The following is a 26,578-nucleotide window of genomic DNA, read 5'->3' as shown; positions in this document are numbered from 1 at the left end:
TCACCCGACGCCCTCATCGCCCTCGCCATGCTCAGCCTCGGCGGCCACAAACCCGCACTCCCCGGCCGGGTTTAACCCACAGAAGCAGCAGGAGAGCCGGAAATCTCCTGAGTTAGCCACCGGCGGCAACTGACGACTGACGACTAACCACTGACCACTGACCACTGACCGGAGGCTGAAGGATGCCGTTACCCGGCGCCCATCCGGCCTCAGTGCTCCAGCGCGGGCACCGACCGGGGGCGCACGATGAGCCACAGGGCGAAGATCGACACGATGGCGGTGACGCCCATCACGGCGCCCATCGGAACCGCTGTCCCGACGCCGAGCACGCCGACGATCGGGGAGATCAGTCCGGCGACGCCGAAGTTCGCGGCGCCGAGCAGCGACGCGGCGGTTCCGGCCTCATGCGCGTGCGCGTTCAGGGCGATGACCTGCACGCTGGGGAGGGTGAAGCCGCAAGCCGCGATGAAGAACCACAGCGGCACCAGGGTGCCCCAGAGTCCCGCGCCGGCGAGGTCGAGCAGCACGATGGCCGCGGCCGTGATCAGGAGCACCACGGTGGACACCGAGATGATCCACTGCGGGCCGATGTTGAAGCGGTGCATGAGTCGGGAGCTGAGCTGCACACCCATCACGATGCCGAGCGAGTTGACGGCGAAGAGCACGCCGTACTGCTGCGGGCTAAAATCGTAGACCTGCTGGAACAGGAACGACGACGCCGAGAGGTAGGAGAAAAGACCCGTAAAGGTCATCGCCCCGATGATCGCGACGCCGACGAAGATCCGGTCGCTGAGCACCGCACGGTAGCGCTGACCGAGGGAACTGTGCCCCTTGGTGTGGCGCTCAGCATCCGGCAGAGTCTCGACGATCCAGAACGCGACGGCCAGGATCACGACCGCACCGTAGGCGGCGAGCACCCAGAAGATGCCGCGCCAGCTCATCACCAGCAGCAGCTGCGAGCCGATGACCGGGGCCAGCACGGGGGCCAGGCCGCTGATCAGCGCGAGGCGGGAAAGCATCTTCACGAGCGGCTTGCCGCCGAACAGGTCGCGCACCATCGCCAGGGCGACGACCGCGCCGGCCGCGGCGCCGAAGCCCTGCAGCAGACGGAAGACCCCGAGCCAGACGATGTCCTGGGAGAGGGCGGCGCCGACACTCGCCAGAATGTGGAAGCCGGTCGCGAGCATCAGCGGCAGTCGGCGCCCGACCTTGTCACTCCACGGGCCGACCACAAGCTGGCCGAACCCGAACCCGATCATGGTGCCGGTGAGGGTCAGCTGGATGGCGGCCGCCGAGACACCGAACTCACCCTCCAGGGTGGGGAACGCGGGCAGGTACAGGTCGATCGTGAACGGGCCGAGAGCGGTGAGCGCACCGAGCACGAGGATGTAGACCAGGCGCTGGCCGCGGGAGAGAGCGTCGCCGGGATGCTTCGCGGCCGACCTCAGGTCGGCGGCGGTGATGACGGTGATGGCGGCGGTAGTCACGTGGTGTTGATCCTCGTATCGATGGGGCCGGCCCGATGGGGCGCAGGCGTGCTGGTCTGAAAAGGTGTTCGAGGCACCGCATCACGGGCGTCAGTACCAGCAGCGGAATACGGAACCGCTCTTGGAGACAAGGCAACCACGCCGGCGCCTATTCCCCCATTCGGGGAACGCCGCGGAAGTTGCAGATATCGGCCCGATCGTGCACCGGGTGCCCGCCGCTTCGGCGCCCTCGGCGTTCAGCCCACGGCGGGCAATCCGCTCGGGTCGTCGAGCAGCTGCTCGAAGGCAAGCTCGGCAGCGCCGATCATCAGCAGGTTCGAGCCGAGTTCGGCCGCGCTGACCCGCACGAGGTCGAAGGAGGAGCTCAGGGTCATCGAGGCCACGGCTAGCCTCAGGCGCTCCGGGTCGACCGAGAACAGGGCCGCCAGGAATCCGCCGAGCACGACCAGCTGCGGGTTCAGGATGTTGATCGCCCCGGCCAGGGCCACCGCCAGAAAGTCGACCTGACGGTTGACCTCGGCCCGCACGGCGGGCGCGTCGGAGGCGAGCAGTGCCTGCTCGAGTTCGTCGGCATCCGCGCCGGCCAGGCCGAGGGGTTCGAGGAGTTCCTCGCGGGTGACCTCGGCTTCGAGGGTTCCGGCGATCCCGGCCGTGTCCGTGCGGGCGCTGTCGCTGACCCGGATGTGGCCGAACTCCCCCGCGTAGCCGGCGATGCCGTCCACCACGGTGCCGCCGATGATCATGCCGCCGCCGATGCCGCTGGCGCCGCCGTTGAGGTAGATCAGGTCGGTGAAGCCCTTCCCCGCACCGAAATGGTGCTCGGCCATCGCGCCGAGGATCGCATCGTTGGCGGCGGCCACGGGATAGCCCGTGGCCTGCTCGAGCATGTCCTTGAACGGCTCGTCAACCCAGCCGAGGTGGGGGGCCTGGCGCACCAGGCCGTCGGGGGCGCGCACGAGTCCCGGAACAGCGACGCCGATTCCGACCACGCGGAAGCGGGTCTCGAGTTCGCCTCGCATCCCCTCGATCACGGCGGCGGAGATGTTCACGGCCTCGCTGGCGGTCGGCGGCCGTTCGGTCGGGTAACGGATGCGGCGGTGCACGGTGCCGTCGAGCCCGACGATCCCGATCGTGACGGCGTCGATCTCGGGGTTCACCGCGAGGGCGACCACCCGTTCGGAGCAGAAGACGACCGGACTGGGCCGGCCCACCTGGTTGGTGGATTCCGGGTCGCGTTCCCCGACGAGCCCGAGCGACTCGAGTTCGGCGACGAGAGCGGCGATGGTCGACCGGTTCAGGCCGGTCCGACGCGTCAGCGCCGCGCGCGGCGTCGGTCCGTCCCGGTGCACCAGGCGGAGGACGACCGACAGGTTGTGCCGTCGCACGTCGTCGTTGTTGGTTCCCTGCATCAGTGCCTTCCCATCAGGTAATCAATCCAAGGCTACCGCCGCCCGGCTGTGCCCGTTCCGGACGTGCTACAGCGACGGGCCGGTCGGTGACGACTGGCCCTCGGCCGCGGTCTCACCCTCGTCGAGCGTGCGGACGACGCGAGCCGGGTTGCCGACGGCGATCACTCCCGGCGGCACATCGCGGGTGACGACGGAGCCGGCGCCGATCACGCTGCCAGCACCGATCGTGACGCCGGGGCAGACCACGACGTTGCCGCCGAGCCACACATCGTCGCCGATGTTGATCGGCGACACCCTCTCGTAGCCGGCCCGTCGCTCGTCGATGTCGAGGGCGTGGACCGGTGTGTACAGTCGAACGCTCGGGCCGATCAGGACGTTCCGCCCGATCGTGATCTTCCCGCCGCCGAGGGCCAGGAGGTCGGCATTGATGAAGGTGTGGGCACCCACGTGCAGCCTTGAACCGTAGTCCAGGTACAGGGGCGGCCGGAAGTCCAGGCCCTCTCCGGCCGTGCCGAGCATGCCGACGAACAGCTCCTGGGCTGCGTCCCGGTCCTCATCGAAGAGAGCGGTGATGCGCCGGCAGGTGCGTTGGGTGGCGATCGTCATCTCGGCGAGCTCTGGGCCGGAGCGGTATCGGTACCAGTCCCCGGCGACCATCTTGTCGTACTCCGTGGGCTCGGGATCCGGTAACGGGCTATTTGTTTGAAGCATAAACATAATCCTATTCCCTAGTCGGCCTGTGACCCTGCAGCACTGCGACCGGCCCTGCGGGACCTTCCTGCTACCAGCGGCTCGGCAGGGCGCCCTCGGGCACGATGGCCGGCCGTTCCACGGTGCTGGTCAGTTCCATGACAGAGCGATCATGGGCGGCGCGCAGGATGGCGTCCATGATCTCCAACACGTGGAAGGCCAATTCTGCGGAGGCCCGGTGCGGGCGATCGGTTTCAATGGCCCTCGCCATGTCGGCCAGGCCGTAGCCGCGCCCGGCATCCGCATACCCGGCCTCGGGCTCCACCTCGCGCCAACGACGGTCGTCACTCGTGTAGAGCTCAGTCGCATCGCTGAAACGGTTCGGGTCAGGCACCGCGATCGTTCCGAGAGTGCCGTAGATCTCGATGCGCGGCAACCGGGCCGCCCACACATCGAAGCTCATCATGACCGTCGAGGTGACGCCCGATGCATGCTCCAGCAAAGCGGAAACGTGTGTGTCGATCTCGACCCTGAGGCTCGTTCCCTCGAGCGGCCCGGTCGCCACCGTGCGCTCCCGCCCCGAGCGTCCGACGCTGCCCGATACGCGCACGACCGGTCCGAGCAGCGTGACGAGGGCGCTCAGGTAGTACGGGCCCATGTCGAACAGCGGCCCGCCACCCTCCGAATAGTAGAACTGCGGGTCAGGGTGCCAGAGTTCGTGCCCCGGCGCCGTCCAGAAAGCGGATGCCGCCACCGGCGTTCCGATGCGGCCGTCATCGAGCAACGCACGGGCAGTCTGCACCCCCGTACCCAGCACAGTGTCCGGAGCGGACCCCACCCGCAGACCGCAATCGACGGCCAACCTGAGAACAGGTGTCGCCTCGTCCGGATTCAATGCGAGGGGCTTCTCCCCGTAAACGTGTTTGCCGGCTGCCAGCGCGCGCAGCGCCACCTCGGCGTGGGCTGCCGGAATGGTGAGATTCAGCACCGCGTCCACGTCGGGCGAGGCGATCAGCCCGTCGACGGTCAGTGCCGGCACACCCTGCTCCGCCGCCACGGCGGCCGCGCGAGAAGCATCCAGATCGGCGACCGCCACGAGCTTGAGTCCGGGGAGCTTGGGCAACTCGGCGAAATACTGCTCGCTGATCTTTCCGACGCCGACTACTCCTATTCTCAACGGGCTGCCCATAGAAGTCCCCTTTCGATCATGGTGCGCACGCTGGCGTTCTGCAGAATGTCGACCCGGTGCCCGGGGGTGGACACGAAGATGCGCCCCTGTCCCCACTGCCGGGTCCAGATGGCCGGCGAGGTGACCGGGCGGTGCCACGGGTCCCAGGGGCGAACAGCCTGCGTGGTCGTGGCCAGCACATCGTTGTAGTCGTCGTGGAGCACCCAGTACTGCTCGCTGACCAGATCGAAATCGTCGATGCCCCGGGTGATCGGGTGATCCGCAGCGGCGGGAAGCATGTCGATGCGGTGGGGAACGTAGTTGTCAGATTGTTCCCCGGTGTGGTCGGCGGGTTCCTTGCCGGGGTGAGCCGCGAATTGACCACCGATGAGTTGCAGGTAGTCAACGTTGGTGCGGTACGAATCGGCGATGCCGCCGTGCCAGCCGCCGAGCCCCGTGCCGCTTTCGATGGCCGCCTTCAGCCCCGTGAATTCGTCCTTTTCGATCGAGGCCATGGTGTTGGTCTGCAGGACGAGATCGACCAGGGCCATGTACTCGGAATCGGCATACGGCGCCGCTGAGCCTTCGATGCGCACCGTGAAACCGTTCTCCTCCAGAAATGGAATGAACAGATCCGTCGTCTCGACGGGCTGGTGGCCGTCCCATCCGCCACGCACGACGAGTGCGTGACGGGGGGCGGATGCCTGGGGTGGTGCGGTGGTCATGAATAACCCTTCAAAACTCAAATAAAGACCTGAATGTCAGGCGCGAGTCGTTCGAAGATCGTCCGCGCTTCGTGATACCCCAGCGCCATGCGGTCGATCACGGCTTCGGCAGTCGGATCCCCTGCCGCTTCAGCCGGATGCCCGCTTCGCCAGCGCGCCATCTCCACGACCGTTTCGACGAACGTCCGGCTGGGCGCATATCCCGGAACATACCGGCGAATCTTGGAAGTATCGAAGATCGCACTGTGGCCCAGGTCTCCGACGAACAATTCGGACCAGCCCCAATCGGGTGCAGCAACGGGGAAGAACTCCGACGGAACATGGACCAGTTTCGCCGGCACGCCCAGCGAGGCACCGACGAGCGAGTAGATCTGATCCCAGGTGTAGACGTCATCTGACGTGATGTGGAACGCCTCGCCGATCGCCCGCTGATTCCCGAGCAGCCCCACCAGGCCCTGCGCCAGGTCGGCCGCGTGGGTCAGAGTCCACAACGACGTGCCGTCACCGTGGACGACGATTTCGGCTCCACGCTCGATTCGATCGAAGACCGTCCATCCGCCGGCGAGAGGTGGGTTCGCCTCGTCGTAGGTGTGAGACGGTCGCACGATGGTGACCGGGAACCCGTCATTCACATGCGCACGCATCAGGGTGTCCTCGGCGGCGATCTTCTCCCGCGCGTACCGCAGAAGGCCATTCTGACGCAGGTTCGATTCCACGATCGGAACCTGAAGGATCGGCTTGCGATACATCGACGCGGTGCTGATGTGGACGTAGTGGCGGGTGCGATCGCGGAATATCTCGATCGCCTGTGCCGCGTCGGCGGCGTTGAAACAGAGAAAATTGACGACAACGTCGAACCGCAAGCCGCCGAGCGCCGCAGTGACGGAATCACGATCCGTGATGTCACCAATCAACCAGGTGACCGAGCCGGGCAGCTGTCGCCCCCTGGCGTTGTGTCCACGGTTGAGCACGAACACCTGCATACCCTGGGCGACAGACAAATGTACGGACGACGTGCTGATCGTGCCGGTACCACCGATGTACAGAATTTTTCGCGGCGTGGCAGTCATCGTCATCGCAGGGCAATCGCTGACCAGGAGACCGGAGGCAGCGTCACGGTGAGCACGCCGTCGGTGAGCACGGCGTGGGTGAGCGACTTCAATGCCACCCGCGTCTGATCTGCCAGCGTGTTCTGCGCGTAGACATCGGAATCGTGCACGCTGACAGCCTCGTCGATGACGGATGCGCCCAGATCGACCACATCGATGGTCACGTCCAACGACTCGGTTTGGCTGCGGTTCACCAGGAACACCGCAGACACTCGGCTCTCCGGGTCGTGGGTCGCCACCGAATCCACCAGAGGCGCGGCGCCGTAGACGGCCGTCTCATAGGTGCCGACGTCGATTCGCGGTCGCAACACCTCGCCGCGAGCTAGCCGCGATGTCACCGAGAACGGGAAGAATGTCGTCTGACGCCAGGACGCCCCACCCGGCTCCGTCATGATGGGCGCGATCACATTCACCAGCTGGGCCAGTGACGCCGACCCCACCCGGTCGTGATTCTTCAACAGGGTGATCCGCAGATTGCCTAGCACCACGGCATCCGCCACCGAATAGGTGTCCTCCAGCTGACGCGGTGCCACGCACCACTGCTCATTGACCTCCTCTGACGCCCGGTGCTCGTCGAGGTACCAGATGTTCCACTCGTCGAACGAGATCTTGATCGTCTTCTTGCTGTGCAATTTGTTCTTCACGTGATCGGCCGTCGAGACGACGGTGTCGATGAAGTACTGCATGTTCAGCGACGACGCGAGATACGATCCCAAATCCCCTTTGCGCTCCTGGTAATACGCGTGGGCGGATATGTAGTCGACGTGCTCATAGCTGTGCTCGAGGACGGTGCGCTCCCAATCGCCGAACGTCGGCATCGACGAACCCGAGGACCCGCAGACGACCAGCTCCAGATTCTTGTCGGCGGCCTTCAACGCGTGCGCCGTTCGAGCGGCCAGCTTGCCGTAATCATCGGCCGACATGTAGCCGGTCTGCCACGGACCATCCATCTCATTGCCCAGGCACCACATCCGAATGTCGTGAGGTGCGGCCGTGCCGTTGGCAATGCGTTGGTCGCTGAGCGCCGTGCCAGACGGGTGATTGGCATACTCCAGCAGATCGAGAGCGTTTTCGATGCCCCGCGTGCCGAGATTCACCGCCATCATCAATTCGGAGCCCGTCAGATCACACCACCGCGCGAACTCGTCCAGGCCGACCTGATTGGTCTCGAGTGAATGCCACGCCAGGTCGCGGCGCACCGGGCGTTGCTCCTTGGGACCGACCCCGTCTTCCCAGCGATAACCGGAGACAAAATTGCCGCCGGGATAGCGGATGGTCGACGAGCCCAATTCCCTGACCAGGTCGACGACATCCAGCCGAAAACCGTCCTCGTCGGCCGTCGCGTGTCCCGGCTCGTAGATGCCGTCGTAGACACACCGACCCAGATGTTCCACGAAGGAGCCGAAGATACGACGGTTGACGGGGGCAACGACCGCCGTGCGGTCGATGGCAATGCACGCGTTTGTCACTGGTGCGTATTCCTTTGGTTCTAGATGTGCAGGGAAGCGGGAGGGAGGCTGTTCGGCTTAGGTGTGGCGCGTTCAGGCGGACACCTGTGCCCGGACCAGCGCGTCCTGTCGAACGGCCACCGTGCGAAGATCCGCCGCGGTGATTTCATGGACGTCGCCGGTGATCGAAACGATTGCGCGGGCGGTCGACACACCGGATATCCGTCTCACCGGTATGAGCTTCTCGCTGACGATGGCACTGATGGCGGCCTCCTCGGCAGGCACGCCGTCTGAGACGGCCACGTGGGAGGCGAACCACACCTCGACGTTGCCGGGCTCGACGATCTTGACCATGCGTCGGTCGCTGAAGGCGAATCGGCTCGCCGGCACCGAGAAGGTCAGCCGGCGGGACTCGCCCGCATCGAGTTCGACCCGGGAATAGCCGAGCAGTTGCGCCACCGGCCGGGCTACCGTGCCGTGCACGTCGTGGCCGTAGAGCTGCACGATGTCGGTTCCGCGAACGGCGCCCGTGTTGGTCACCGTCACCGTGGCGGTGAAGCCGCCAGTGGCAGGCGCGGCGGGATCGACTACGTAGTCGGAGTAGTCGAAGGAGGTGTAGGACAGACCGAACCCGAAGGGGAACACCGGTGTCGAATCGGTGGCGGTGACGTCGGACGGCCCGCCGAGAACCGGGTGCAGGTACGAATACGGCTGCGCACCGGCCGACCGCGGCATGGAGACGGGAAGGCGTCCGGATGGATTGACCCGGCCCGTGAGGATGTCGGCAATCGCGAGGCCGCCGCCCTCTCCGGGAAAGAATGCCAAGAGTACGGCAGCCGGGGCTGCGCTCCCGCCCTCGACGGCCCACCCGATCGAGTACGGCCGCCCGGTCAACAGCACCATGATGACGGGCGTTCCGGTCGCGATCACGGCCTTGACGAGTCGGCGTTGCAGACCTGGCAGCTCAAGAGATTCGGAGTCATTGCCCTCGCCGACGGTGCCGCGACCGAAGAGGCCCGCTTGGTCGCCCACGACGACAATAGCCAGTTCGCTCGCCGACGCAGCGTCCACGGCGGCGGCGAAGCCGGACTCGTCGTCGCCTTCGACGGCGCACCCCTCGGCGTACACGAACGCCGGCATGGCGAGACCGGCCGTGTGGAAGGCACCGGGGAGCGACTCGAGTACCGTCGGGATCTCGAAGCCGAGCGTGAGATCGGGATAGCCGGCGAGAACATGGTTCGCGAAGGAGTAGCACCCCTGAAGCGCCGTGGCACGGTGAGCGTTGGGGCCGATGACCGCCACCGTCGAGAGCGGCCGCACCCTTCGCTCCAGCGGCAGCACCCCGTCATTCGACAACAGCACGATGGATTCCTCGGCCAGTCGGCGGGCCAGCTCCCGGTGGCGCGGCGAGTCGAGGTCGATGTCCGTCGGCGGCTCATCCTCGTAGGCGTCCTCGTCGAGAAGCCCCAGCTCCTCCTTCTGCGCGAGAGCGCGCAAGACCGCACGGTCGACATAGGCCTCGTCGAACAGACCGGCGCGGATGCGGTCGGCCAGGGGCTGCAGGTAGGCGTCGCCGGTGGGCAGTTCGATGTCGATGCCCGCTTCCAGCGCGAGCGCCGCCGCCTCGCCCCGGTCGGCCGCGACGGCGTGCATGACTTCGAGGAACGCCACAGCGAAGTAGTCGGCGACGACGACACCGTCGAAGCCGAGTTTCTGCCGCAGGACACCGGTCAGGTAGTCGGCGTTGGCGGCCATCGGGATTCCGTCGATGTCGGTGTACGAGTTCATCACTGACTTCGCACCGCCGTCGAGGATCGCCATCTCGAACGGTGGCAGGAAGACATCGGCCATCTCCCTCGGACCCGCGTGCACCGGTGCGTGGTTGCGTCCGGCGCGCGACGCGGAGTATCCGAGGAAGTGTTTCAGCGTCGCGTGCACCCCCGCGCCCTGGAGCCCGCGCACGTAGGCCGTGCCGACGGTGGCGACCAGATAGGGGTCCTCGCCGATGCACTCATCCACCCGGCCCCAGCGCGGGTCCCGGATGACGTCGAGCACCGGGGCGAGCCCCTGGTGGATGCCCAGCTGCTTCATCGAGTCGCCGATGACGCCGGCCATCTCCTCGACCAGCACCGGGTCGAAGGAGGCGCCCCACGCGAGCGGAGTCGGGAACGCGGCCGCCTTCCAGGCGGCGAGTCCGGTCAGGCACTCTTCGTGCACGAGCGCGGGGATTCCGAGGCGCGTCTCCCGCTTGAGGCGGCGCTGCTCGCCCCACAGCCACGCGGCGCGTTCCGCCGGATCCACCGGCCGCGTGCCGTAGACACGGGTGTAGTGCCCGAGGCCGTGGCGGGTCACCTCGGACAGGTCGCCAGGAGCCTTCTGACCTGCCGCCATCTCGCCCTGCATGGGCGCGACGACGCCGCTCTGATCGAGCCAGTAGCCGACAATCTGGGCGAGCTTCTCCTCGAGGGTCATTCGGGCATGGAGCGCCAGTACGCGCTCCGAGACCTCCGGCATGGCTGAGATGGCATGGGTCACGGGTTCAACACTTTCCTTCAGAGGATCAGATATGCAGTTGGGACAGCGCGCGGTGCGACGGCTCACGGCCGCGCACCGCGTGAACGCCTATCCCTTGACGGCGCCGGTCAATCCGCCGACGATGCGGCGCTCGAACAGCGTGAAGAAGATGAGCGCCGGAATCATCGACAGGGAGGTGAAGGCCAGAACCTGTGCCGTGTCCACCGAATACTGCGACGCGAATGCCTGCACGCCCAGTGGCAGCGTGTACATCGCCTGATCGCTCAGGATGAACAGCGGCAGCAGGTAGCTGTTCCAGCTGGCGACGAAGGCCAGGATGCCGGTGGTCACCACGCCAGGAACCGACAACGGCACCACCATGCGGAAGAAGAACCCGAGTCGGCTCGCCCCGTCGATCGACGCGGCTTCCTCGATCTCCTTGGGAATCGCCTTGAGGAACGGCACCAGGATGATGACGGTCACCGGCAGGCCGAAGGCGATCTGCGGCAGGATCACGCCCGCCAGGCTGTTCATCAGGCCCAGTTGCTTGACCAGGATGTAGAGCGGCGTGATCGCAACGGTCATCGGGAACATGAGTCCGGCTGCGAACAGGGCATACATCAGCCCCCGCCCGTGGAAGTCATAGCGGGCCAGGACGAAGCTCACCATCACCCCGAGCACGACGACACCGATCGTGGTGAAGCCGCTGACGATTGCCGAGTTGCCGATCTGCTGCCAGAAAGTCGGAGCGGTCAGGACGTCGAGATAGTTGTCGAAGCGCCACGGACCCGGGAGCCCGGCAGGCGACGAGGTGATCTGGGAATTGTCGCGGAAGCCCCCGACGATGATGTAGAGGACCGGACCGAGGCACAGGGCGATGAACAGGAATGCGATGAAGTACGTGACGGGGCTGCCCCACTTGTCACGACCTTTCGAGCCACGCTGAACCCGTGGGGCCTCCGTGCGTGAGGCCCTCTCACTGGTCAGAACCGACATCATTTCTTCCCCTCTGTGAGCGCGCCGGCCGTGTCGCGTCGCAAGACGAAGCGCTGGTAGGTCAGCGCGATGACAAGCGAGATCAGGAACATGACAACCGCGACGGCGCTGCCGTAGCCGAAGTTGCCCGAGGTGCGCCCGTTCGCGACCATGTAGGTCGCCATGGTCGAGGTACCCGCCGTCGAAGCGACGTACTGGCCCCAGATGATGAAGACAAGGTCGAACAATTGAAGTGACCCGATGATGGACAGGAACGCCCAGGTGCGCAGGGTCGGGCCGAGCAGCGGCAGCGTGATGCTGCGCTGCACCTGCCAGTAACTCGCGCCGTCGATCGACGCCGCCTCGAAGAGCTCCTCCGGGATTCCCTGAAGCCCGGCGAGGAAGAGGATGACGGCGAAGCCGATGTACTTCCAGGAGATGATCAGCATCAGCGACCAGATGGCGATCTTGGGATCTGAGAGCCAGTCGGCCTGGAACGCGCCCAGACCGACACTCTCCAGCAGGTCGTTCACCGCGCCATTGGTCTGGAGCATCAGACCCCAGCCGATGCCGACGATGACCTCGGAAATGATGTACGGAACGAAAATCAGAACGCGGATGAGGGAGCGTCCCCGGATCTTCTGGTTGATGAGCAGAGCAAGAATGAGTGCGATCGGCAGCTGGATGACCAGCGACAGCACGAGGATGATGCCGTTGTGCATCAGCACCTCGTGGAACGCGCTGTCCGCGAAGATGATCACGTAGTTGCCCCAGCCGACGAAATCGGTTGCCGGCCCGTAACCCTTCCAACGGAAGAAGCCGTAGTAGGCGGCCAGAATGACCGGGAGGATCACGAAGCCGACGAAGACAAGGATCGCCGGTCCGGAGAGGACCGCTATCTCCAGGCGCTTCCGCCAGTCTGCAGTTCTCCGGGTGGGGCGCGCCCCGGCCGGGGACGATGCACGAGGTGCACCGTCCCCAGCTTTCTGCGTGCCCGGCAGCGGCCGCGCGTCGGTCAACGACGTAGCGCCTGCGGACTCTTTTCTCATGGTTGCGAGCTAACCCTTAGCCGCTGCCGCGTTGACGCCCGCGACGAGGTCCGCTGCGCCGCTCTTGCCGGCCAGCATGTCGACGACGCCGGTGTTCAGCGCGTTGCCGACGTTCTGGCCGAATAGGGTGTCCAGCCAGACGGTCACGTACGGTGCCTCGTTGTAGGCCTCCAGGATGGACTTCAGTGCATCATCGGTCACGACGTCCTGAGCCTCCGTATTGGCCGGAAGCGTGTGGAACGCGTTCGCGTACCCTTCCTGCTGCTCCTTCTGCATGAAGAAGTTGAGGAAGTCGGTGCACTCCTCCTGCGGCGCCTGAGCCGAGCAGGTGAAGCCGTCCACGCCGCCCATCATTGCGCCGGCCGCACCTTCGCCGCCGTCGATCTCCGGGAAGGGGAACCAGCCGAGGTCAGCCAGCGGCTTCTCGTCGGGGGTCAGCGATGCGATCACGCCGGGGTTCCACGCACCCATGAGTTCCATGGCCGCCTGGTGGTTCGCCAGAAGGCCGGCCGAACTGCCTGCTCCCTGCTGTGCGGACGTGGTGAGGAAGCCATCGTTGAACGGCTCGGTCTCAATGAACTCTTCCATCTGCTCGCTCGCGTTCAGCCAGCAGGCGTCGTCGAACGTCTTGGACTCGGCTGCCTTGTCCATGGCGTCCTGCGAGCAGGCCCGCTGAGCGAAGAAGTAGTACCAGTGCGCAGCGGGCCAGGCATCCTTGGCACCCACGGCGATCGGCGCGATACCGGCGGCCTTGAGCTTGTCCACCGCGGTGCCCAGCTCGGCCATCGTCGCCGGCACGGTGTCGATGCCGGCCTCCGCGAAGAGGTCCTTGCTGTAGTAGATGCCGCCAGGAAGCACTGCGGTCGGCATTCCGTAGATCTTGCCCTCGACCGCGAAGGCACTGAGCACGCCCTTGGGCACCGCCGCACTCGTAGCCTCGTCGATGAAGTCTGTGATGTCCATGGCCTGTCCGGCCGCCACGACATCCACCAGCTTGCCGCCGCCCCGTGCCATGAAGATGTCTGGTGCATCGCCGGAGTTCAGCGCGGTCTGAAGCTTTCCGTCCATCTCCTCGTTCTGGATGGACTGCATTTCGATTGTGACCTTCGGGTTGGCCGCCTCGAACTCGGCGACCGTCTTCTCCCAGTAGGCCTTGCCTTCTCCTGTCGTTGAGTTCTGCCAGAAGGTCAGGGCGACCGTGTCGCTCGAACCGCTGTCGCCGCCACTGGCGCACCCGGAGGCGAGCATGGCGGTGCTAACGGCCAGCGCGAGAATTCCCGCGGTTCGGTTTTTCCTCTTCATTGTGGAAGCTCCTTGGTAGTCATCGGTGACACACGACATTCGTCCGCCACAGCCAGAGCTTCCCAGCACGGCATCCATCTTGTCAATCGATATCGATAACGATTTCTAACGGGGTGATTCGGCTCTTGATCTGTTGCCCGGCGCTGTACTGTGAGCAGTGTGACCCCTGATGTCAACCCATCCCCCCCGCTTGGGCGAGTGACGATCGCCGACGTCGCGCGCGAAGCCGGCGTTTCAGTGCCGACGGTGTCGAAGGTCGTCAATCTGCGTTACGGCGTCGCTCCGGCGACCTTCAAGCGAGTGACGGAAGTCGTCGCCGCACTCGGCTATGAGCCCTCGCTTGTGGCTTCGAGTCTGCGTCGACAGCGCAGCAATGTGATCGGCATCCTCGTCTCTGAATTCGAGTCGTTCTCGGTCGAGCTGCTCAAGGGCATATCCACCGCTGCCACCGGAACCGGTTATGAGTTGCTCGCGTATTCGGCCCTCGCGCCGGGCGGCATCAGCGCGGGCTGGGAACGCCGATCCCTCTCGCGCCTGGCCGGCACGCTCATCGACGGCGCCATCATCGTCACGCCCACGTTGCTCATGCCGACGACTTCGATCCCCGTCGTCGCGATCGACCCGCACACGGGGCCGGGCGGACCCGCGACAATCGACTCGGACAACATCGGCGGCGCCCGGGTGGCGACCCGGCACCTCATCGAACTGGGACACCGCCGCATCGCACATATCCGTGGGCGCAGCGACCTGGCTTCGGCCCAGTTGCGTGAGGCCGGTTACCGTGAATCGCTCGAGAACGCCGGCATCCCATTCGACCCGACCCTCGTTCGCGACGGTGGATACCAGGCCGCCCTGACGGCCGACGCGGCTCGTGAACTGCTGACGCGGCCGGATCGACCGACCGCGGTGTTCGCCGCAAACGACATGTCCGCGCTCGGCGTCCTGAAAGTCGCCCGCGAACTCGGACTGCGGGTGCCGGAAGACGTTTCCGTCATCGGATTCGACGACATCCCCGAGGCCGCGAGCTCGACACCGCCGTTGACGACCATGGCCCAGCCACTGCACGACCTGGGGGCACAGGCCCTGCAGATGCTGGTGAAGCTGCTCGACGGGGAAGACGTCCCTCACCATGTCCAACTCCCTGCCAAGCTCGTGGTCCGGGCGAGCACCGGCCCCGTGCCGGTCGAATCCTGACTTCCCATTCGCCCAGCACCCCGATTCGTCGGCTGGATCAACACTCCAGTCTGGAAAGTGACTCTGCAATGATGCACTCCGCGGCCCTCTCCTCCGCCTCGGCACCCGCCCATCGGCTCTGTACCACCGTCGTGACCGTGACGGATGCGTCCGGTGAGGTCCTGCCAAACACGGAGATCGTCGTCGCCCAGCTGGACCACGCCTTCGGCTTCGGCAACATCGGCTTCGATTTCCTCGGCCTCGCGAACGGCGAGCCTGTCGAGATCGGCACCGAGAGCCTCGCCACGCTCTACGCTGACGTCTTCAACACGGCAACGCTGCCGTTCTATTGGGGCCGCTTCGAGCCCACCCGCGGCGCACCGGACACGGCCCGGCTGCAACAGGCCGCAAGGTGGTTCCGCGGCCGCGGCGTGAAGCTTAAGGGTCATCCGCTCGTCTGGCACACCGTGCAGCCCGATTGGCTGCTCGGCCTGCCCGTCGACGAGGTCGAACGGCTGCAGCGCGAACGGATCCGCCGCGACGTTGCCGACTTTGAGGGGCTCGTCGACACCTGGGACGCCATCAACGAAGCCGTCATCATGCCGGTATTCGAAAACGGGGACAACGGCATCACGCCGCTGGCTCGCGCCAGGGGGCGCATCCCGATGATCCGCCTGGCGTTCGAAGAGGCCCGCGCGGTGAATCCTCGCGCCACGTTGCTGCTCAATGACTTCGATCTCTCGAGCGCCTTCGAGTGCCTCATCGAAGGGGTCCTCGAGTCCGGCGTCGAGATCGATGCCCTCGGGCTGCAAACCCACATGCACCAGGGGTACTGGGGTGAGGACGCCATGCTCGGGATGGTCGACCGGTTCGCCCGATACGGCCTGCCGTTGCACCTGACCGAGTCATCTCTCGTTTCCGGCGACCTCATGCCGGCCGACATCGTGGACCTGAACGACTTCCGCGTCTCCGAGTGGCCGTCGACTCCGGAAGGAGAGGCCCGCCAGGCGGACGACCTCGAGCGACACTACCGCTCACTCATGGCGCATCCCTCGGTCGAGGCCGTCACCTACTGGGGCATCACCGACGCACGCGCCTGGCTCGGCGCACCGATCGGGCTGGTGCGCGCCGACGGCACTCCGAAGCCGTCCTACGACGCGTTGCGCGGGCTCGTGAAGGGCGAATGGTGGCTTGCACCGACGACCGTGCTCACCGACGCGCGGGGCAGGGTCTCGGTCGAAGGATTCGCCGGCGAATACCAGCTCGGCACCAGCGCCAGGTTCGCCGCGAGTGAACAGTCAACCCGATTCACGCTGAGTCCTGAGGATCGGCACGCTCGCGTCACCCTCCCATCGATCACCTGACCCGGCAGACGCGAAGTCCGGTCACGCGTCAGACACCGATGCGTCCGCGCACAAACCCGGCAGGGTCGTCGAGCAGCCCGGCGAAGGCCAGCTCGGCCGCCCCGACAATCATCAGCCGGGAGCGCAGCTGCGCCCGTTCGATTAGCACGGCGTGCCCGAGGCTTCCGATTGAACTCACGCTCACCGCCTCGGCCAGGCGCTCTCGGCCCACCGACAGCAGCGAACCGAGAAATCCGCCGAGCACCACCATCTTCGGGTCGAACATGTTCACGAAGTCTGAGATCGCCACCGAGAGAAAGTCGATCTGCCTCATTACCTCCCGGAGCACCTGAGGGTCGCGCGAGACGCCGAGGGCGATGTCGAGGTCGTCCAGATCCGCGCGCGGCAGGCCCAGCACCCGGAGCAGGCGCGACATGCTCACCTCGGTCTCCAGGCATCCGATGCGGCCGCAGTGGCATCGCACCCCGTTCGAGTTGACCAGTGTGTGTCCGAGCTCACCCGCGTAGCCACTCGTACCGCGCAACGGGCTGCCGCCGATGATGAGGCCGCCCCCGATGCCGCTCGCACTGCCGTTGAGGTAGACGAGGTCCTTCGCGCCACAGGCCGCTCCGAACAGACTCTCGGCGATGGCGGCCAGGCTTGCGTCGTTGCCGGCGTACACCGGGAAGTGCAGCACCCTGGCGAGGGTGCTGGTGAGGGCGCAGTCCCGCCAGCCGAGGTGCGGGGCGATCAGCACGCGGCCGTCGACCGTGTCGACCAGGCCGGGAACGGCCACGCCGACCCCGGCGATGCGATAGTTCTGCTCGATCTCGCCGCGCATACCGTCGACGATGGCCTTGACCGCGTTCACGGTTTCGGACACGGTGGGAATACGGGTCGTGTCGAAGCGGATGCGGCGAATCACCTCGCCGCCGAGCCCCACCAGCCCCACGGTGATCGCATCGACATCGGGGCTCACGGCGATCGCGGCGATCTTCGGGCTCGGAAACACCTGCAGGCTCGGGCGCCCCACCCGGCCGGGCACATCTTCGGGCTCGCCCTCGAACGCCATTCCGAGCTCGACCAGTTCGGCCACGAGCGCCGAAATGGTGGACCGGTTCAGGCCGGTGCGTCTGGTCAGTTCAGCCCGAGAGCATCCGCTCGAATGATGAATCATGGTGAGAATCATCGACAGGTTGAACCGGCGCAACTGGTCGTTGCTCGAACCACCGCGTGCGGAGAGGGTGGTCGTGGTCAGCCGGGTCACGACACACCACCTCTACGGTTGGAAGACACCTGACAGGGCCCTGCAGGCGCGGGGCGAAGCTAGCGGCCGCCGCGGCTCTTGTTGAAGATGTCGAACGCGACCGCGAGCAGGAGCACGACGCCCTTGATGGTCATCTGCCAGGCCGCGTCGACCGTGAGGATGGACAGGCCCATGTTGAGCACGCCCATCACCAATGCGCCGATGACGGCGCCGATGACCGTGCCGACGCCACCCGTCACGGCCGCGCCACCGATGAAGACGGCCGCGATGGCATCGAGCTCGTAGTTCTGGCCGGCCGAGGCGACGGCGCCCCCGGCCCGAGCCGTGGAGACCACGCCGGCCAGGCCGGCGAGCACTCCCATGTTGACGAAGATGAAGAAGTCGACCCAGCGGGTCTTGACGCCGCTCATCTTGGCGGCGAACAGGTTGCCACCCATCGCGTACACGTGGCGGCCGAACACGGTCTGGTTGAGCAGGAAGGTGTAGCCGAGAATGAGGGCGGCGAGCACGATCAGGATGAGCGGTGTGCCGCTGTAGCCGGAGAGCAACCAGGCGAAGGCGATGATGGCCACGCCGGCGATGCCGCTCTTGATCCACAGGGTGGCGATCGGCTCGCGGGGCAGGTCGAGCTTGCGCAGGGTGGCGCGGGTACGCAGCTGCTGCACGATCAGGGCGAGCGCGGTGAGCACACCGAGGGCGATGGTGAGCACGTCCCGGCCGCCGACCTCGCCGAGCCAGGCGGGCAGCCAGCCCGCACCGATGGCGGTGAACTCGGACGGCAGGCCGCCAATGGTGCCGCCGGTGAGCAGCACCAGGGTGAGCCCGCGGAAGATCAGCATGCCGGCCAGGGTGACGATGAACGCCGGGATGCCGACGAAGGCCACCCAGTAGCCCTGCCACGCGCCGACGACGGCGCCGACCACCAGGGCGAGAATGACGGCGGCCCACCAGGAGAAGCCCCAGGAATTCATACTGATCGCGGCGACGGCACCGACCATGGCCACCACGGACCCGGCCGAGAGGTCGATGTGGCCTGCGATGATGACGATCACCATGCCGATGGCGAGGATCAGAACATAGGCGTTCTGCTGGATCAGGTTGTTGACGTTGCCGGGCAGAAGCAGGCGACCGTCGGTGAGAATCTGGAACAGCATGATGATGATCACCAGTGCGGCGAGGATTCCATACTGTCTGAGGCTGACAGCGAACTTGGGTTTCGTGCGCCTCATAGGGGTGGTGGTGCTCATCGGGGTCAGTCCTTTCCCGCGGTCATGTAGTGCATGAGTGTTTCCTGGGAGGCTTCCGCCGCGGTGACTTCACCGGTGAGCTTGCCCTCGGAGATGACGTAGATCCGGTCGGAGAGCCCGATGAGTTCGGGCAGCTCCGAGGAGATCACCACAACGGCTTTGCCCTGGGCGGCGAGCTCGTTGATGATTCCGTAGATCTCATACTTGGCGCCCACGTCGATGCCGCGGGTCGGTTCGTCGAGAATGAGAATGTCGGGGCCGGCGAAGATCCACTTCGAGAGCACGACCTTCTGCTGGTTGCCGCCGGAGAGCTTGCCGGTGATCGATGTGACGCTCGGCGCCTTGATGTTCATCTTCTCGCGATAGGAGTTGGCGACCTTGTATTCGCGGTGCCGGTCGATGACGCCCCACTTGGCGAGTTTGCCGAGGGCCGCCGCCGAAACGTTCACCGTGATGTCACCGATGAGGTTGAGGCCGTAGAGCTTCCGGTCTTCGGTGGCGTAGGCGAAGCCGTGGCGGATTGCCTCGTCGACGGTGCGCATCTGAATCTCGTCGCCGTTCTTGAAGACGCTGCCGGTGATCTTGGTACCGTACGAGCGGCCGAAGATGCTCATGGCCAGTTCGGTTCGGCCGGCGCCCATCAGCCCGGCGAACCCGACGATCTCGCCGGCGCGCACGCTGAAGGACGCCCCGTCGACGACCTTGCGCGCGGTATCGACCGGGTGGTACACGGTCCAGTCTTCGACGCGCAGCAGTTCGGCGCCGATCTTGGGTTCACGCGGCGGAAACAGGTTGTTGAGTTCCCGGCCGACCATCGAACGGATGATGCGCGCCTCGGTGGCGTCCGGTCCGTCCATCGAGATGGTTTCGATGGTCTTGCCGTCCCGGATGACGGTGACCTTGTCGGCGATCCGCTTGATCTCTTTGAGCTTGTGGCTGATGATGATGCAGGTGATGCCCTGCCCGCGCAGGTGTTCGATCAGGCCGAGCAGGTGCGCCGAGTCCTCATCGTTGAGGGCGGCGGTCGGCTCATCGAGGATGAGCAGTTTCACCTGTTTGGAGAGCGCCTTGGCGATCTCCACGAGCTGCTGCTTGCCGACGCCGAGTTCGAGCACCCGGGTGGCCGGGCTTTCAGCGAGGCCGACCCGGCTGAGCAGCAGGGACGCTTCGCGGTTGGTCTTGTTCCAGTCGATGATGCCCCGGTTGGAATTCTCGTTTCCGAGGAAGATGTTCTCGGCGATCGACAGGTAGGGGCTGAGGGCCAGTTCCTGGTGGATGATGACGATGCCGTCGGCTTCGCTGTCATTGATCGTCTTGTAGGAGACCGGCTTGTTCTCGAACTCGATGGTGCCCTCGAAACTGCCGGCGGGATACACACCGCTGAGCACCTTCATGAGCGTTGACTTGCCGGCGCCGTTCTCGCCGCAGATCGCGTGCACCTCCCCGCGAACGACGTCGATGGACACCCCGTCGAGTGCCTTCACTCCGCTGAAATCCTTCACGATGTTGTGCATCCTGAGGATGGTCGTGTGCTCCAAGGGCAGCCTCCTGATCGATAGCGCGTGTGTAGATCTGCCGGCCCCGGTGAGGGCCGAGGTGGTCGGCCCCGCTCGCGCGGGGCCGACCGGGGTGTGGGACCGGTTACAGTCCTACGTCGGATGCCTTGATGAAGCCGGAGTCGATCAGCTTGACCTGGATGTCCTCCTTGACGACGACCTCGGGGTCGAGCAGGAACGACGGCACGATCTTCTTGCCGTTGTCGTAGGTCTCGGTGTCGTTGACGGTCACTTCTTCGTTCGCGGCGATCTGCAGAACCATGTTGTAGACCTGCTCGCCGAGCGTGCGGGTGTCCTTCCACACGCTCATGGACTGCTCGTCTTTGAGAATCGCCTTGATGTTGGCCTTGTCGGCGTCCTGCCCGCTGATGATCGGGTAGTCCTCACCGGGTGCGTAGCCCGCCGACTTCAGGGACGCCAGGATGCCGATGGCGAGGCTGTCATTGGGCGAGAGCACAACGTCGACCTTCTCGGATCCGGAGTAGAAGGACGACAGGCGGTTGTCCATCTCGGCCTGGGAGAGGGTGGAAGCCCAGCCCTGGATGCCGATCGAGGCCCAGTCCGCGTTGGACTCGGGCGAGCGACCGCTGGGAACGATGAGCTGACCGTTCTCGACGTAGGGCAGCAGAACGTCCCAGGCGCCGGAGAAGAAGAATTTCGCGTTGTTGTCGTCGGGGCTGCCGGCGAAGGGCTCGAGGTTGAACGGGCCGGCGCCGTCGGCCAGGCCGAGCTGGTCGACGATGTACTCCCCCTGCAGGGTACCGACCTCGTAGTTGTCGAAGGTCGCGTAGTAATCGACGTTTTCGGTGCCGACGATCAGGCGGTCGTAGGCGATGACCGTGGCGTCCTGCGTCTTGGCCTCTTCCAGCGCCGGGCCCAGCAGGAGGCCGTCGATGGCAGCGACGACGAGGATGTTGGCCCCGCCGGCAATCTGGTTCTGGATCTGGCTGATCTGCTGGTCGGTCTTGTTGTCGGCGTATTGCAGGTCGGCGGTGCAGCCGGCCTTTTCGAGCAGCGTCTTGAGCTGCTCACCATCGTTGATCCAGCGCTCAAGGGCGCGGGTCGGCATGGAAATGCCGACGTTGCAGTCGGCAATGGCCTCCACGCCGTCGCCGGCCGGTGCGCCCGTGCCGGAACATGCCGCGAGCGACAAGGCCACGGCTACGGTCGCCGCTACGGCGATGATCCTCTTGGTCAGGGACATTGGTGCTTTCCTCTCTGAATGCTGCCAGGCGCAGGGGCGGAGATTCCGACTTCTGCTGCAACGAGGTGCACTTCGACCGACCATTTTGCGTAACGCGAAACGGGGACGAACGGTTACCTCGTTGTAAAGCGTGATGCGATGTGGACTCACACGGTCAGGTGTGAAATCCGGTGCAGGGCCAAGCTGTGCGGACCACTCTGCGGGTGAGCCTGCACTCAGTCGCGGACGACTTTGTTTGTGAACAGAACATATCTAATTTGAGAGCCAATTGCCAACTGTTGTCCCGAGATTCCGCTGTTTGTCCGCAATCGAGGTGGATTCACTATCCAGGCCACACCCTTCTGCCCGGATCGAGCGCCGCGATACAGGCTAATAGTTCCCGCCGGAGGCAAATTCGGATCATTTCCGGCAAACCGTCCCGTTCTGGTCACGATTGATATATGTTTGGGTAATCAACAAATCATCGACGCAGCTGAATCGGAAGTAGTGAAATGACATTGAGTGATGTGAGCCTGACCCCCACCCGCGACGACAAGTTCTCCTTCGGGCTCTGGACCGTCGGCTACAACGGCAGCGACCCGTTCGGCGGCCCCACCCGGCCGCCACTCGACGTCGTCGACGCGGTCGAGAACCTCGCCCGTCTCGGCGCATACGGCCTGACCTTCCACGATGACGACCTGTTCGCCTTCGGCTCCACGGATGCCGAGCGCCAGTCCCAGATCGACCGGGTCAAGCAGGTCTGCGCCGACACCGGCCTGATCATCCCGATGATCACCACCAATCTTTTCAGCGCCCCGGTCTTCAAGGACGGCGGCTTCACCTCGAACGACCGCAGCGTGCGCCGCTTCGCGCTGCGCAAGGTGTTGCGCAACATCGACCTCGCCGCCGAGCTCGGCGCGAAGACGTTCGTGATGTGGGGCGGCCGCGAGGGCGCCGAGTACGACTCGGCCAAGGACATCCGTGCGGCCCTGGATCGCTACCGCGAGGCCGTCAACCTGCTCGGCGACTACGTCACCGACAAGGGCTACGACATCCGTTTCGCGATCGAGCCGAAGCCGAACGAACCGCGTGGCGACATCCTGCTGCCCACGGTCGGTCACGCGATGGCATTCATCACCACTCTCGACCGGCCCGAGCTGGTCGGCGTGAACCCCGAGGTCGGCCACGAGCAGATGGCCGGGCTCAACTTCGCCGCCGGCATCGCCCAGGCGCTGTACCAGGGCAAGCTGTTCCACATCGACCTGAACGGCCAGCGCGGCATCAAGTACGACCAGGACCTGGTCTTCGGCCACGGCGACCTGCACAACGCGTTCGCGCTCGTCGACCTGCTCGAGAACGGCGGCCTGAACGGCGGCCCGTCCTACGAAGGCCCCCGCCACTTCGACTACAAGCCCAGCCGCACCGAGGACATCACCGGCGTGTGGGACTCGGCCGCCGCGAACATGCGCACCTACCTCCTGCTCAAGGAGCGCACCCAGGCCTTCCGCGCCGACCCCGAGGTGCAGCAGATGCTCGAAGCGGCACGCGTGCCGGAGCTCTCCGCGCCCACCCTGGCAGCCGGCGAAAGCTACGACGACCTGCTCGCCGACCGCGCCTCCTACGAGGACTTCGACACGGATGCCTACTTCGGCGGCAAGGGCTTCGGCTTCGTACGGCTGCAGCAGCTGGCGCTGGAGCACCTGCTCGGCGCCCGCTAACCGGGATCCCGATGCGCGGGGCCGGCCACGGTGGCCGGCCCTGTGCCGGGCTCCGGCTGGTCCCATGGCTCACTCAGGAGTCCGATCCTGTAGCTGACGCGGGAGATCCTCCGGATGCGGCGGCCGGGCCCGCGGATCCCGCACCGTGCCCGCGGTACCCAGGCCCGCGGCATCCGTTTCTCCTGAGTTGCCCACTCGTCGCACCTCCTCGTCGCACCCCCTCGTCGCACCCCCTCCTCACGCCCAATCTCCACGCCCAATCTCCACGACCCATGCCCCACGACGCACGACCCCCGAGCGGAGAATGAAGCCATGACACTGGTTGCCGGAATAGATTCCTCGACCCAGAGCTGCAAGATCGTGATCAGGGATGCCGACACCGGCGCCCTGGTGCGCAGCGGTCGTGCGTCGCATCCGAACAGCACCGAGGTCGACCCCGAGCGCTGGTGGGAGGCGCTGCTCGCCGCCCTCGCCGACGCCGGCGGGCTCGCGAATGTCGCCGCGATCTCCGTCGCCGCCCAGCAGCACGGCATGGTCGCGCTCGACGCCGAAGGCCGCGTGATCCGCCCGGCACTGCTCTGGAACGACACCCGCAGCGCCGGTGCCGCGTCCGACCTGATCGCCGAGATCGGCGCCGACGAGTACGCCCGGCGCACGGGCCTCGTGCCGGTGGCCTCGTTCACCGCCACGAAGCTGCGCTGGCTCCGCGACGCCGAACCGCTCAACGCCGCCCGCGTCGCCGCGGTCGCCCTCCCCCACGACTGGCTCACCTGGCGGCTGCGCGGCTACGGCCCGGCCGACGCGAGCCCCCTCGGGCCGCAACTGGACGAGCTGACCACCGACCGTTCCGACGCGAGCGGGACCGGCTACTGGTCACCCACCACGGGCACCTACGACCTCGACCTCTTCGAACGCGCCCTCGGGCACCGCGCCATCCTCCCCCGCGTACTCGGTCCCGGCGACACCGCCGGCACCACGGCCCCTCTGTCGGATTCGTTCCCAGCGGGAGTCGTGATCGGCGTCGGCGCGGGCGACAACGCCGGCGCCGCACTGGGACTCGGCGCGGGCGACGGGGACGTCATCGTCTCCATCGGCACCAGCGGCACGGTCTTCGCCGTCACCAATCAGCCGACGACGGATGCCACGGGCACCGTCGCCGGCTTCGCCGACGCCAGCGGACTGTCCCTGCCTCTCGTGGCCACGCTCAACGCCGCCCGGGTGCTCGACGCGGTGCGGCTGCTCCTCGGGGTTGAGCACGACGAGCTCGGGAGCCTCGCGCTCAGCGCGGAACCCGGCGCCCAAGGGCTCGTCCTCCAGCCCTACTTCGAAGGCGAACGCACGCCCAACCTGCCGGACGCGACGGCCAGCCTCTTCGGACTCACCCTCACCTCGAGCACCCGGCCCAACCTCGCACGCGCAGCCATCGAGGGGATGCTCTGCGGCCTCGCCGATGGCCTCGACGCCGTACGGGCGCAGGGGGTGGTGGCCGACCGGGTGCTGCTGATCGGCGGCGCCGCGCAGAGCCCGGTCGTCGCGGCCATCGCGGCGCAGGTCTTCGACTGCCCGGTCGTGGTTCCGACCCCGGGCGAGTACGTTGCCGACGGCGCCGCCGTCCAGGCCGCGTGGGCGCTGACCGGCAGCCGCCCGGTTTGGCCGATATCCCTCGCCGCCGCGCCGGAACCGGACTGCCGCCCGCTCATCCGGGCCCAGTACGAAGTCCACCGCGCCCAGGCCTGAGCCGGCTCCGCCCACGGCGCCCGAAGCTGGGGCTCAGCGCTCACAGCCCCCTCACAGCCCCGCTGCACCTCCCCCGGAGACGGACCCTCTAACCTTGGAGCTACCTGCCAGTCGCAACGAAACGGTGCATTAGTTCATGAGTAATGTCTACGGCAAACCTGTCCCCCCCAAGAAGGATCGCCGCGAGATGGCGCGTGAAAGCGCCCGCCAGCTCCGCGAGGAGCAGCAGAAAAAGGAGAAGCGCAACCGCTGGCTTCTGCGCGGCGGCATCGGCGCCGGCCTGATCGCGGCTGCCGTGGTCGTGGCCCTCGTCGTGGTCGGCAGCCAGGGACCTGCGGCGCCGGGCCCGCTCAACATGGCCAGCGACGGCGTGCTGCTCGGCGGCGACGGCACCAACATCGTCCCGGTCGAGACCGTCTCCGTGGCCGCCGACGAGAACCCCATCGCAACCGACCCGACAACCCTCGGCGACACCGCCAACATCGTGGTCTACGCGGACTATCTCTGCCCCTTCTGCGGCCAGTTCGAAACCACGAACGGCGAGCAGATCGCCGGCTGGGTCGCCGCGGGCACCGCCACGCTCGAGCTGCACCCGATCTCAATCCTCGATCCGGTTTCGGCCGGTAGCAAGTACCCGACCCGCGCCGCGGCCGCCGTCGCGTGCGTCGCCAACTATGAGCCCGAGAACGTGCTCGCCCTGAACGCGGCCCTGTTCGCGAACCAGCCCGCGGAGAACACCGAGGGCCTGACCGACGAAGACCTGGTCAGCCTGGCCACGAGTGCGGGCGTCACCGACGAGAAGGTCGCCACCTGCATCACGGAGAACACCTTCGCCGCCTGGGTCGGCACCGCCACTAAACGCGCCCTCGACGGCCCTCTCCCCAACGCCGACATCGAGCAGGTCAAGGGCACGCCCACCGTGCTCGTCAACGGCGTCTCCTACCCCGGCGCCCTCGACGACCCGGCCGCCTTCGAGGCCTTCGTCACAGCGCAGGCCACCGCCGAGTAGCGCCTGGGGTTCGGGGCACCGCGAGGTGCCCCAGCCTCACTCCCGACGCCCCGGCCTCACCCCCGGCGCCGCCCCGCCCCCACGTGCAGTCGCGATCGTCTCTCGCACGAAGGACCACCATGCAGATCCACGGACAGACCGTCGACGCCCAGACCCGCTGCGTGCACTACCGTTCCGCGCTCGACGTCGTGGCGATCAGATTCTTCTGCTGCGGGCGCTTCTACCCGTGCTACCAGTGCCACTCCGCCGGTGAAACCCATGTCGCCCGGCTCTGGCCGGCCGACCTCTGGGCCGAGCACGCCATCCTCTGCGGAGTCTGCCGCGGCACACTCTCGATCGCCGACTACCGGGCAACTACCGCGTGCCCTGCGTGCGGCGCCGCCTTCAACGACGGATGCCGCGCTCACGCCCATCTCTACTTCGACCTCCCGGCAACGCCGGCCTGAGCCGCTGCCGCACGAGCCCACAA

21 protein-coding genes are annotated in these 26,578 nt (G+C 66.3%); 6 read left to right on the top strand and 15 right to left on the bottom strand.

Features of this window, described 5'->3' with window-relative positions:
• Nucleotides 1-209: 209 nt before the first annotated feature.
• From E3O28_RS01420 to E3O28_RS01370, 11 genes are all read right to left on the bottom strand, one after another.
• On the bottom strand, nucleotides 210-1,487 hold the full coding sequence (locus tag E3O28_RS01420) for a multidrug effflux MFS transporter (protein WP_241972961.1): 1,278 nt from the start codon (nucleotides 1,485-1,487) through the stop codon (nucleotides 210-212).
• 236 nt (nucleotides 1,488-1,723) lie between these two features.
• Entirely contained in the window at nucleotides 1,724-2,896 is a 1,173-nt protein-coding gene (locus tag E3O28_RS01415; RefSeq protein ID WP_134342278.1) for an ROK family transcriptional regulator, read from the bottom strand.
• 66 nt (nucleotides 2,897-2,962) lie between these two features.
• On the bottom strand, nucleotides 2,963-3,607 hold the full coding sequence (locus E3O28_RS01410) for a sugar O-acetyltransferase (protein ID WP_198411519.1): 645 nt from the start codon (nucleotides 3,605-3,607) through the stop codon (nucleotides 2,963-2,965).
• A 70-nt stretch (nucleotides 3,608-3,677) separates the two neighbouring features.
• Nucleotides 3,678-4,775, bottom strand: coding sequence for a Gfo/Idh/MocA family oxidoreductase (locus tag E3O28_RS01405; RefSeq protein WP_134415069.1), 1,098 nt, complete (start codon nucleotides 4,773-4,775; stop codon nucleotides 3,678-3,680).
• Entirely contained in the window at nucleotides 4,760-5,479 is a 720-nt protein-coding gene (locus E3O28_RS01400; RefSeq protein ID WP_134415068.1) for a ThuA domain-containing protein, read from the bottom strand. The genes E3O28_RS01405 and E3O28_RS01400 overlap by 16 nt, the downstream gene beginning before the upstream one ends.
• A gap of 17 nt (nucleotides 5,480-5,496) precedes the next feature.
• Entirely contained in the window at nucleotides 5,497-6,555 is a 1,059-nt protein-coding gene (locus tag E3O28_RS01395; RefSeq protein ID WP_134415067.1) for an NAD-dependent epimerase/dehydratase family protein, read from the bottom strand.
• Nucleotides 6,552-8,057, bottom strand: coding sequence for an alpha-N-arabinofuranosidase (locus E3O28_RS01390; protein WP_134415066.1), 1,506 nt, complete (start codon nucleotides 8,055-8,057; stop codon nucleotides 6,552-6,554). Before E3O28_RS01390 ends, E3O28_RS01395 begins: the two co-directional genes overlap by 4 nt.
• Nucleotides 8,058-8,129: 72 nt before the next feature.
• Nucleotides 8,130-10,550 carry a glycoside hydrolase family 3 N-terminal domain-containing protein gene (locus E3O28_RS01385; RefSeq protein ID WP_134415070.1) on the bottom strand — a complete coding sequence of 807 codons (2,421 nt, stop codon included), beginning with the start codon at nucleotides 10,548-10,550 and terminating at the stop codon, nucleotides 8,130-8,132.
• Between the two features lie 108 nt (nucleotides 10,551-10,658).
• Nucleotides 10,659-11,546 carry a carbohydrate ABC transporter permease gene (locus E3O28_RS01380; protein WP_198411520.1) on the bottom strand — a complete coding sequence of 296 codons (888 nt, stop codon included), beginning with the start codon at nucleotides 11,544-11,546 and terminating at the stop codon, nucleotides 10,659-10,661.
• Entirely contained in the window at nucleotides 11,546-12,574 is a 1,029-nt protein-coding gene (locus tag E3O28_RS01375; protein ID WP_134415065.1) for a sugar ABC transporter permease, read from the bottom strand. Before E3O28_RS01375 ends, E3O28_RS01380 begins: the two co-directional genes overlap by 1 nt.
• A 9-nt stretch (nucleotides 12,575-12,583) precedes the next feature.
• Nucleotides 12,584-13,876, bottom strand: coding sequence for an extracellular solute-binding protein (locus E3O28_RS01370; RefSeq protein WP_134415064.1), 1,293 nt, complete (start codon nucleotides 13,874-13,876; stop codon nucleotides 12,584-12,586).
• 198 nt (nucleotides 13,877-14,074) lie between these two features.
• Here E3O28_RS01370 and E3O28_RS01365 point away from each other — a divergent pair, with 198 nt between their 5' ends.
• Both E3O28_RS01365 and E3O28_RS01360 read left to right on the top strand, forming a co-directional pair.
• Nucleotides 14,075-15,070: a LacI family DNA-binding transcriptional regulator gene (locus E3O28_RS01365; protein WP_134398484.1), complete on the top strand. Its 996-nt coding sequence runs from the start codon at nucleotides 14,075-14,077 to the stop codon at nucleotides 15,068-15,070.
• Nucleotides 15,071-15,138: 68 nt separating this feature from the next.
• The gene (locus E3O28_RS01360; RefSeq protein ID WP_134342271.1) at nucleotides 15,139-16,413 is read left to right on the top strand and encodes an endo-1,4-beta-xylanase; all 1,275 of its coding nucleotides are present in this window, start codon (nucleotides 15,139-15,141) and stop codon (nucleotides 16,411-16,413) included.
• Nucleotides 16,414-16,441: 28 nt separating this feature from the next.
• On the opposite strand, the gene E3O28_RS01355 is transcribed toward E3O28_RS01360, so the two are convergent.
• From E3O28_RS01355 to E3O28_RS01340, 4 genes are all read right to left on the bottom strand, one after another.
• Nucleotides 16,442-17,659, bottom strand: a complete 1,218-nt coding sequence (locus E3O28_RS01355; protein WP_241972960.1) for an ROK family transcriptional regulator — start codon at nucleotides 17,657-17,659, stop codon at nucleotides 16,442-16,444.
• Nucleotides 17,660-17,718: 59 nt separating this feature from the next.
• On the bottom strand, nucleotides 17,719-18,906 hold the full coding sequence (mmsB, locus tag E3O28_RS01350; RefSeq protein ID WP_134342270.1) for a multiple monosaccharide ABC transporter permease: 1,188 nt from the start codon (nucleotides 18,904-18,906) through the stop codon (nucleotides 17,719-17,721).
• A 5-nt stretch (nucleotides 18,907-18,911) separates the two neighbouring features.
• Nucleotides 18,912-20,420 carry a multiple monosaccharide ABC transporter ATP-binding protein gene (gene mmsA, locus E3O28_RS01345; RefSeq protein ID WP_104169414.1) on the bottom strand — a complete coding sequence of 503 codons (1,509 nt, stop codon included), beginning with the start codon at nucleotides 20,418-20,420 and terminating at the stop codon, nucleotides 18,912-18,914.
• A 127-nt stretch (nucleotides 20,421-20,547) separates the two neighbouring features.
• A complete protein-coding gene (locus E3O28_RS01340) occupies nucleotides 20,548-21,666 on the bottom strand; it encodes a sugar-binding protein (protein WP_134342269.1) in 1,119 nt (372 codons plus the stop codon).
• A 491-nt stretch (nucleotides 21,667-22,157) separates the two neighbouring features.
• Here E3O28_RS01340 and xylA point away from each other — a divergent pair, with 491 nt between their 5' ends.
• The 4 genes from xylA to E3O28_RS01320 all read left to right on the top strand — a co-directional run bounded on the left by xylA (nucleotide 22,158) and on the right by E3O28_RS01320 (nucleotide 26,555).
• Nucleotides 22,158-23,363 (top strand): xylose isomerase, encoded by a 1,206-nt coding sequence (gene xylA, locus E3O28_RS01335; protein ID WP_134342268.1) that lies wholly within the window; start codon nucleotides 22,158-22,160, stop codon nucleotides 23,361-23,363.
• Nucleotides 23,364-23,675: 312 nt separating this feature from the next.
• On the top strand, nucleotides 23,676-25,100 hold the full coding sequence (gene xylB / locus E3O28_RS01330) for a xylulokinase (protein ID WP_134415063.1): 1,425 nt from the start codon (nucleotides 23,676-23,678) through the stop codon (nucleotides 25,098-25,100).
• Between the two features lie 187 nt (nucleotides 25,101-25,287).
• Nucleotides 25,288-26,109 carry a thioredoxin domain-containing protein gene (locus E3O28_RS01325; RefSeq protein WP_166784701.1) on the top strand — a complete coding sequence of 274 codons (822 nt, stop codon included), beginning with the start codon at nucleotides 25,288-25,290 and terminating at the stop codon, nucleotides 26,107-26,109.
• A gap of 119 nt (nucleotides 26,110-26,228) precedes the next feature.
• Entirely contained in the window at nucleotides 26,229-26,555 is a 327-nt protein-coding gene (locus tag E3O28_RS01320; protein ID WP_134342265.1) for a CHY zinc finger protein, read from the top strand.
• The last annotated feature ends 23 nt before the right edge of the window (nucleotides 26,556-26,578 follow it).

The organism is Cryobacterium sp. TMT2-14, assembly GCF_004402465.1.
GTDB lineage: Bacteria > Actinomycetota > Actinomycetes > Actinomycetales > Microbacteriaceae > Cryobacterium > Cryobacterium sandaracinum.
Note: the sequence above shows the minus strand (reverse complement) of the source record. Positions and strands in the feature narration are given on the sequence as shown.

Coding starts and splice junctions, on each gene's coding strand:
- E3O28_RS01360 (WP_134342271.1), top strand. CDS start 15,139: ATGATGCACTCCGCGGCCCTCTCCTCCGCCTCGGCACCCGCCCATCGG.
- mmsB (WP_134342270.1), bottom strand. CDS start 18,906: ATGAGCACCACCACCCCTATGAGGCGCACGAAACCCAAGTTCGCTGTC.
- E3O28_RS01385 (WP_134415070.1), bottom strand. CDS start 10,550: ATGCCGGAGGTCTCGGAGCGCGTACTGGCGCTCCATGCCCGAATGACC.
- xylB (WP_134415063.1), top strand. CDS start 23,676: ATGACACTGGTTGCCGGAATAGATTCCTCGACCCAGAGCTGCAAGATC.
- E3O28_RS01340 (WP_134342269.1), bottom strand. CDS start 21,666: ATGTCCCTGACCAAGAGGATCATCGCCGTAGCGGCGACCGTAGCCGTG.
- E3O28_RS01400 (WP_134415068.1), bottom strand. CDS start 5,479: ATGACCACCGCACCACCCCAGGCATCCGCCCCCCGTCACGCACTCGTC.
- E3O28_RS01410 (WP_198411519.1), bottom strand. CDS start 3,607: ATGCTTCAAACAAATAGCCCGTTACCGGATCCCGAGCCCACGGAGTAC.
- E3O28_RS01320 (WP_134342265.1), top strand. CDS start 26,229: ATGCAGATCCACGGACAGACCGTCGACGCCCAGACCCGCTGCGTGCAC.
- E3O28_RS01375 (WP_134415065.1), bottom strand. CDS start 12,574: ATGAGAAAAGAGTCCGCAGGCGCTACGTCGTTGACCGACGCGCGGCCG.
- mmsA (WP_104169414.1), bottom strand. CDS start 20,420: ATGCACAACATCGTGAAGGATTTCAGCGGAGTGAAGGCACTCGACGGG.
- E3O28_RS01395 (WP_134415067.1), bottom strand. CDS start 6,555: ATGACGATGACTGCCACGCCGCGAAAAATTCTGTACATCGGTGGTACC.
- E3O28_RS01380 (WP_198411520.1), bottom strand. CDS start 11,546: ATGTCGGTTCTGACCAGTGAGAGGGCCTCACGCACGGAGGCCCCACGG.
- E3O28_RS01325 (WP_166784701.1), top strand. CDS start 25,288: ATGGCGCGTGAAAGCGCCCGCCAGCTCCGCGAGGAGCAGCAGAAAAAG.
- xylA (WP_134342268.1), top strand. CDS start 22,158: ATGACATTGAGTGATGTGAGCCTGACCCCCACCCGCGACGACAAGTTC.
- E3O28_RS01370 (WP_134415064.1), bottom strand. CDS start 13,876: ATGAAGAGGAAAAACCGAACCGCGGGAATTCTCGCGCTGGCCGTTAGC.
- E3O28_RS01415 (WP_134342278.1), bottom strand. CDS start 2,896: ATGCAGGGAACCAACAACGACGACGTGCGACGGCACAACCTGTCGGTC.
- E3O28_RS01405 (WP_134415069.1), bottom strand. CDS start 4,775: ATGGGCAGCCCGTTGAGAATAGGAGTAGTCGGCGTCGGAAAGATCAGC.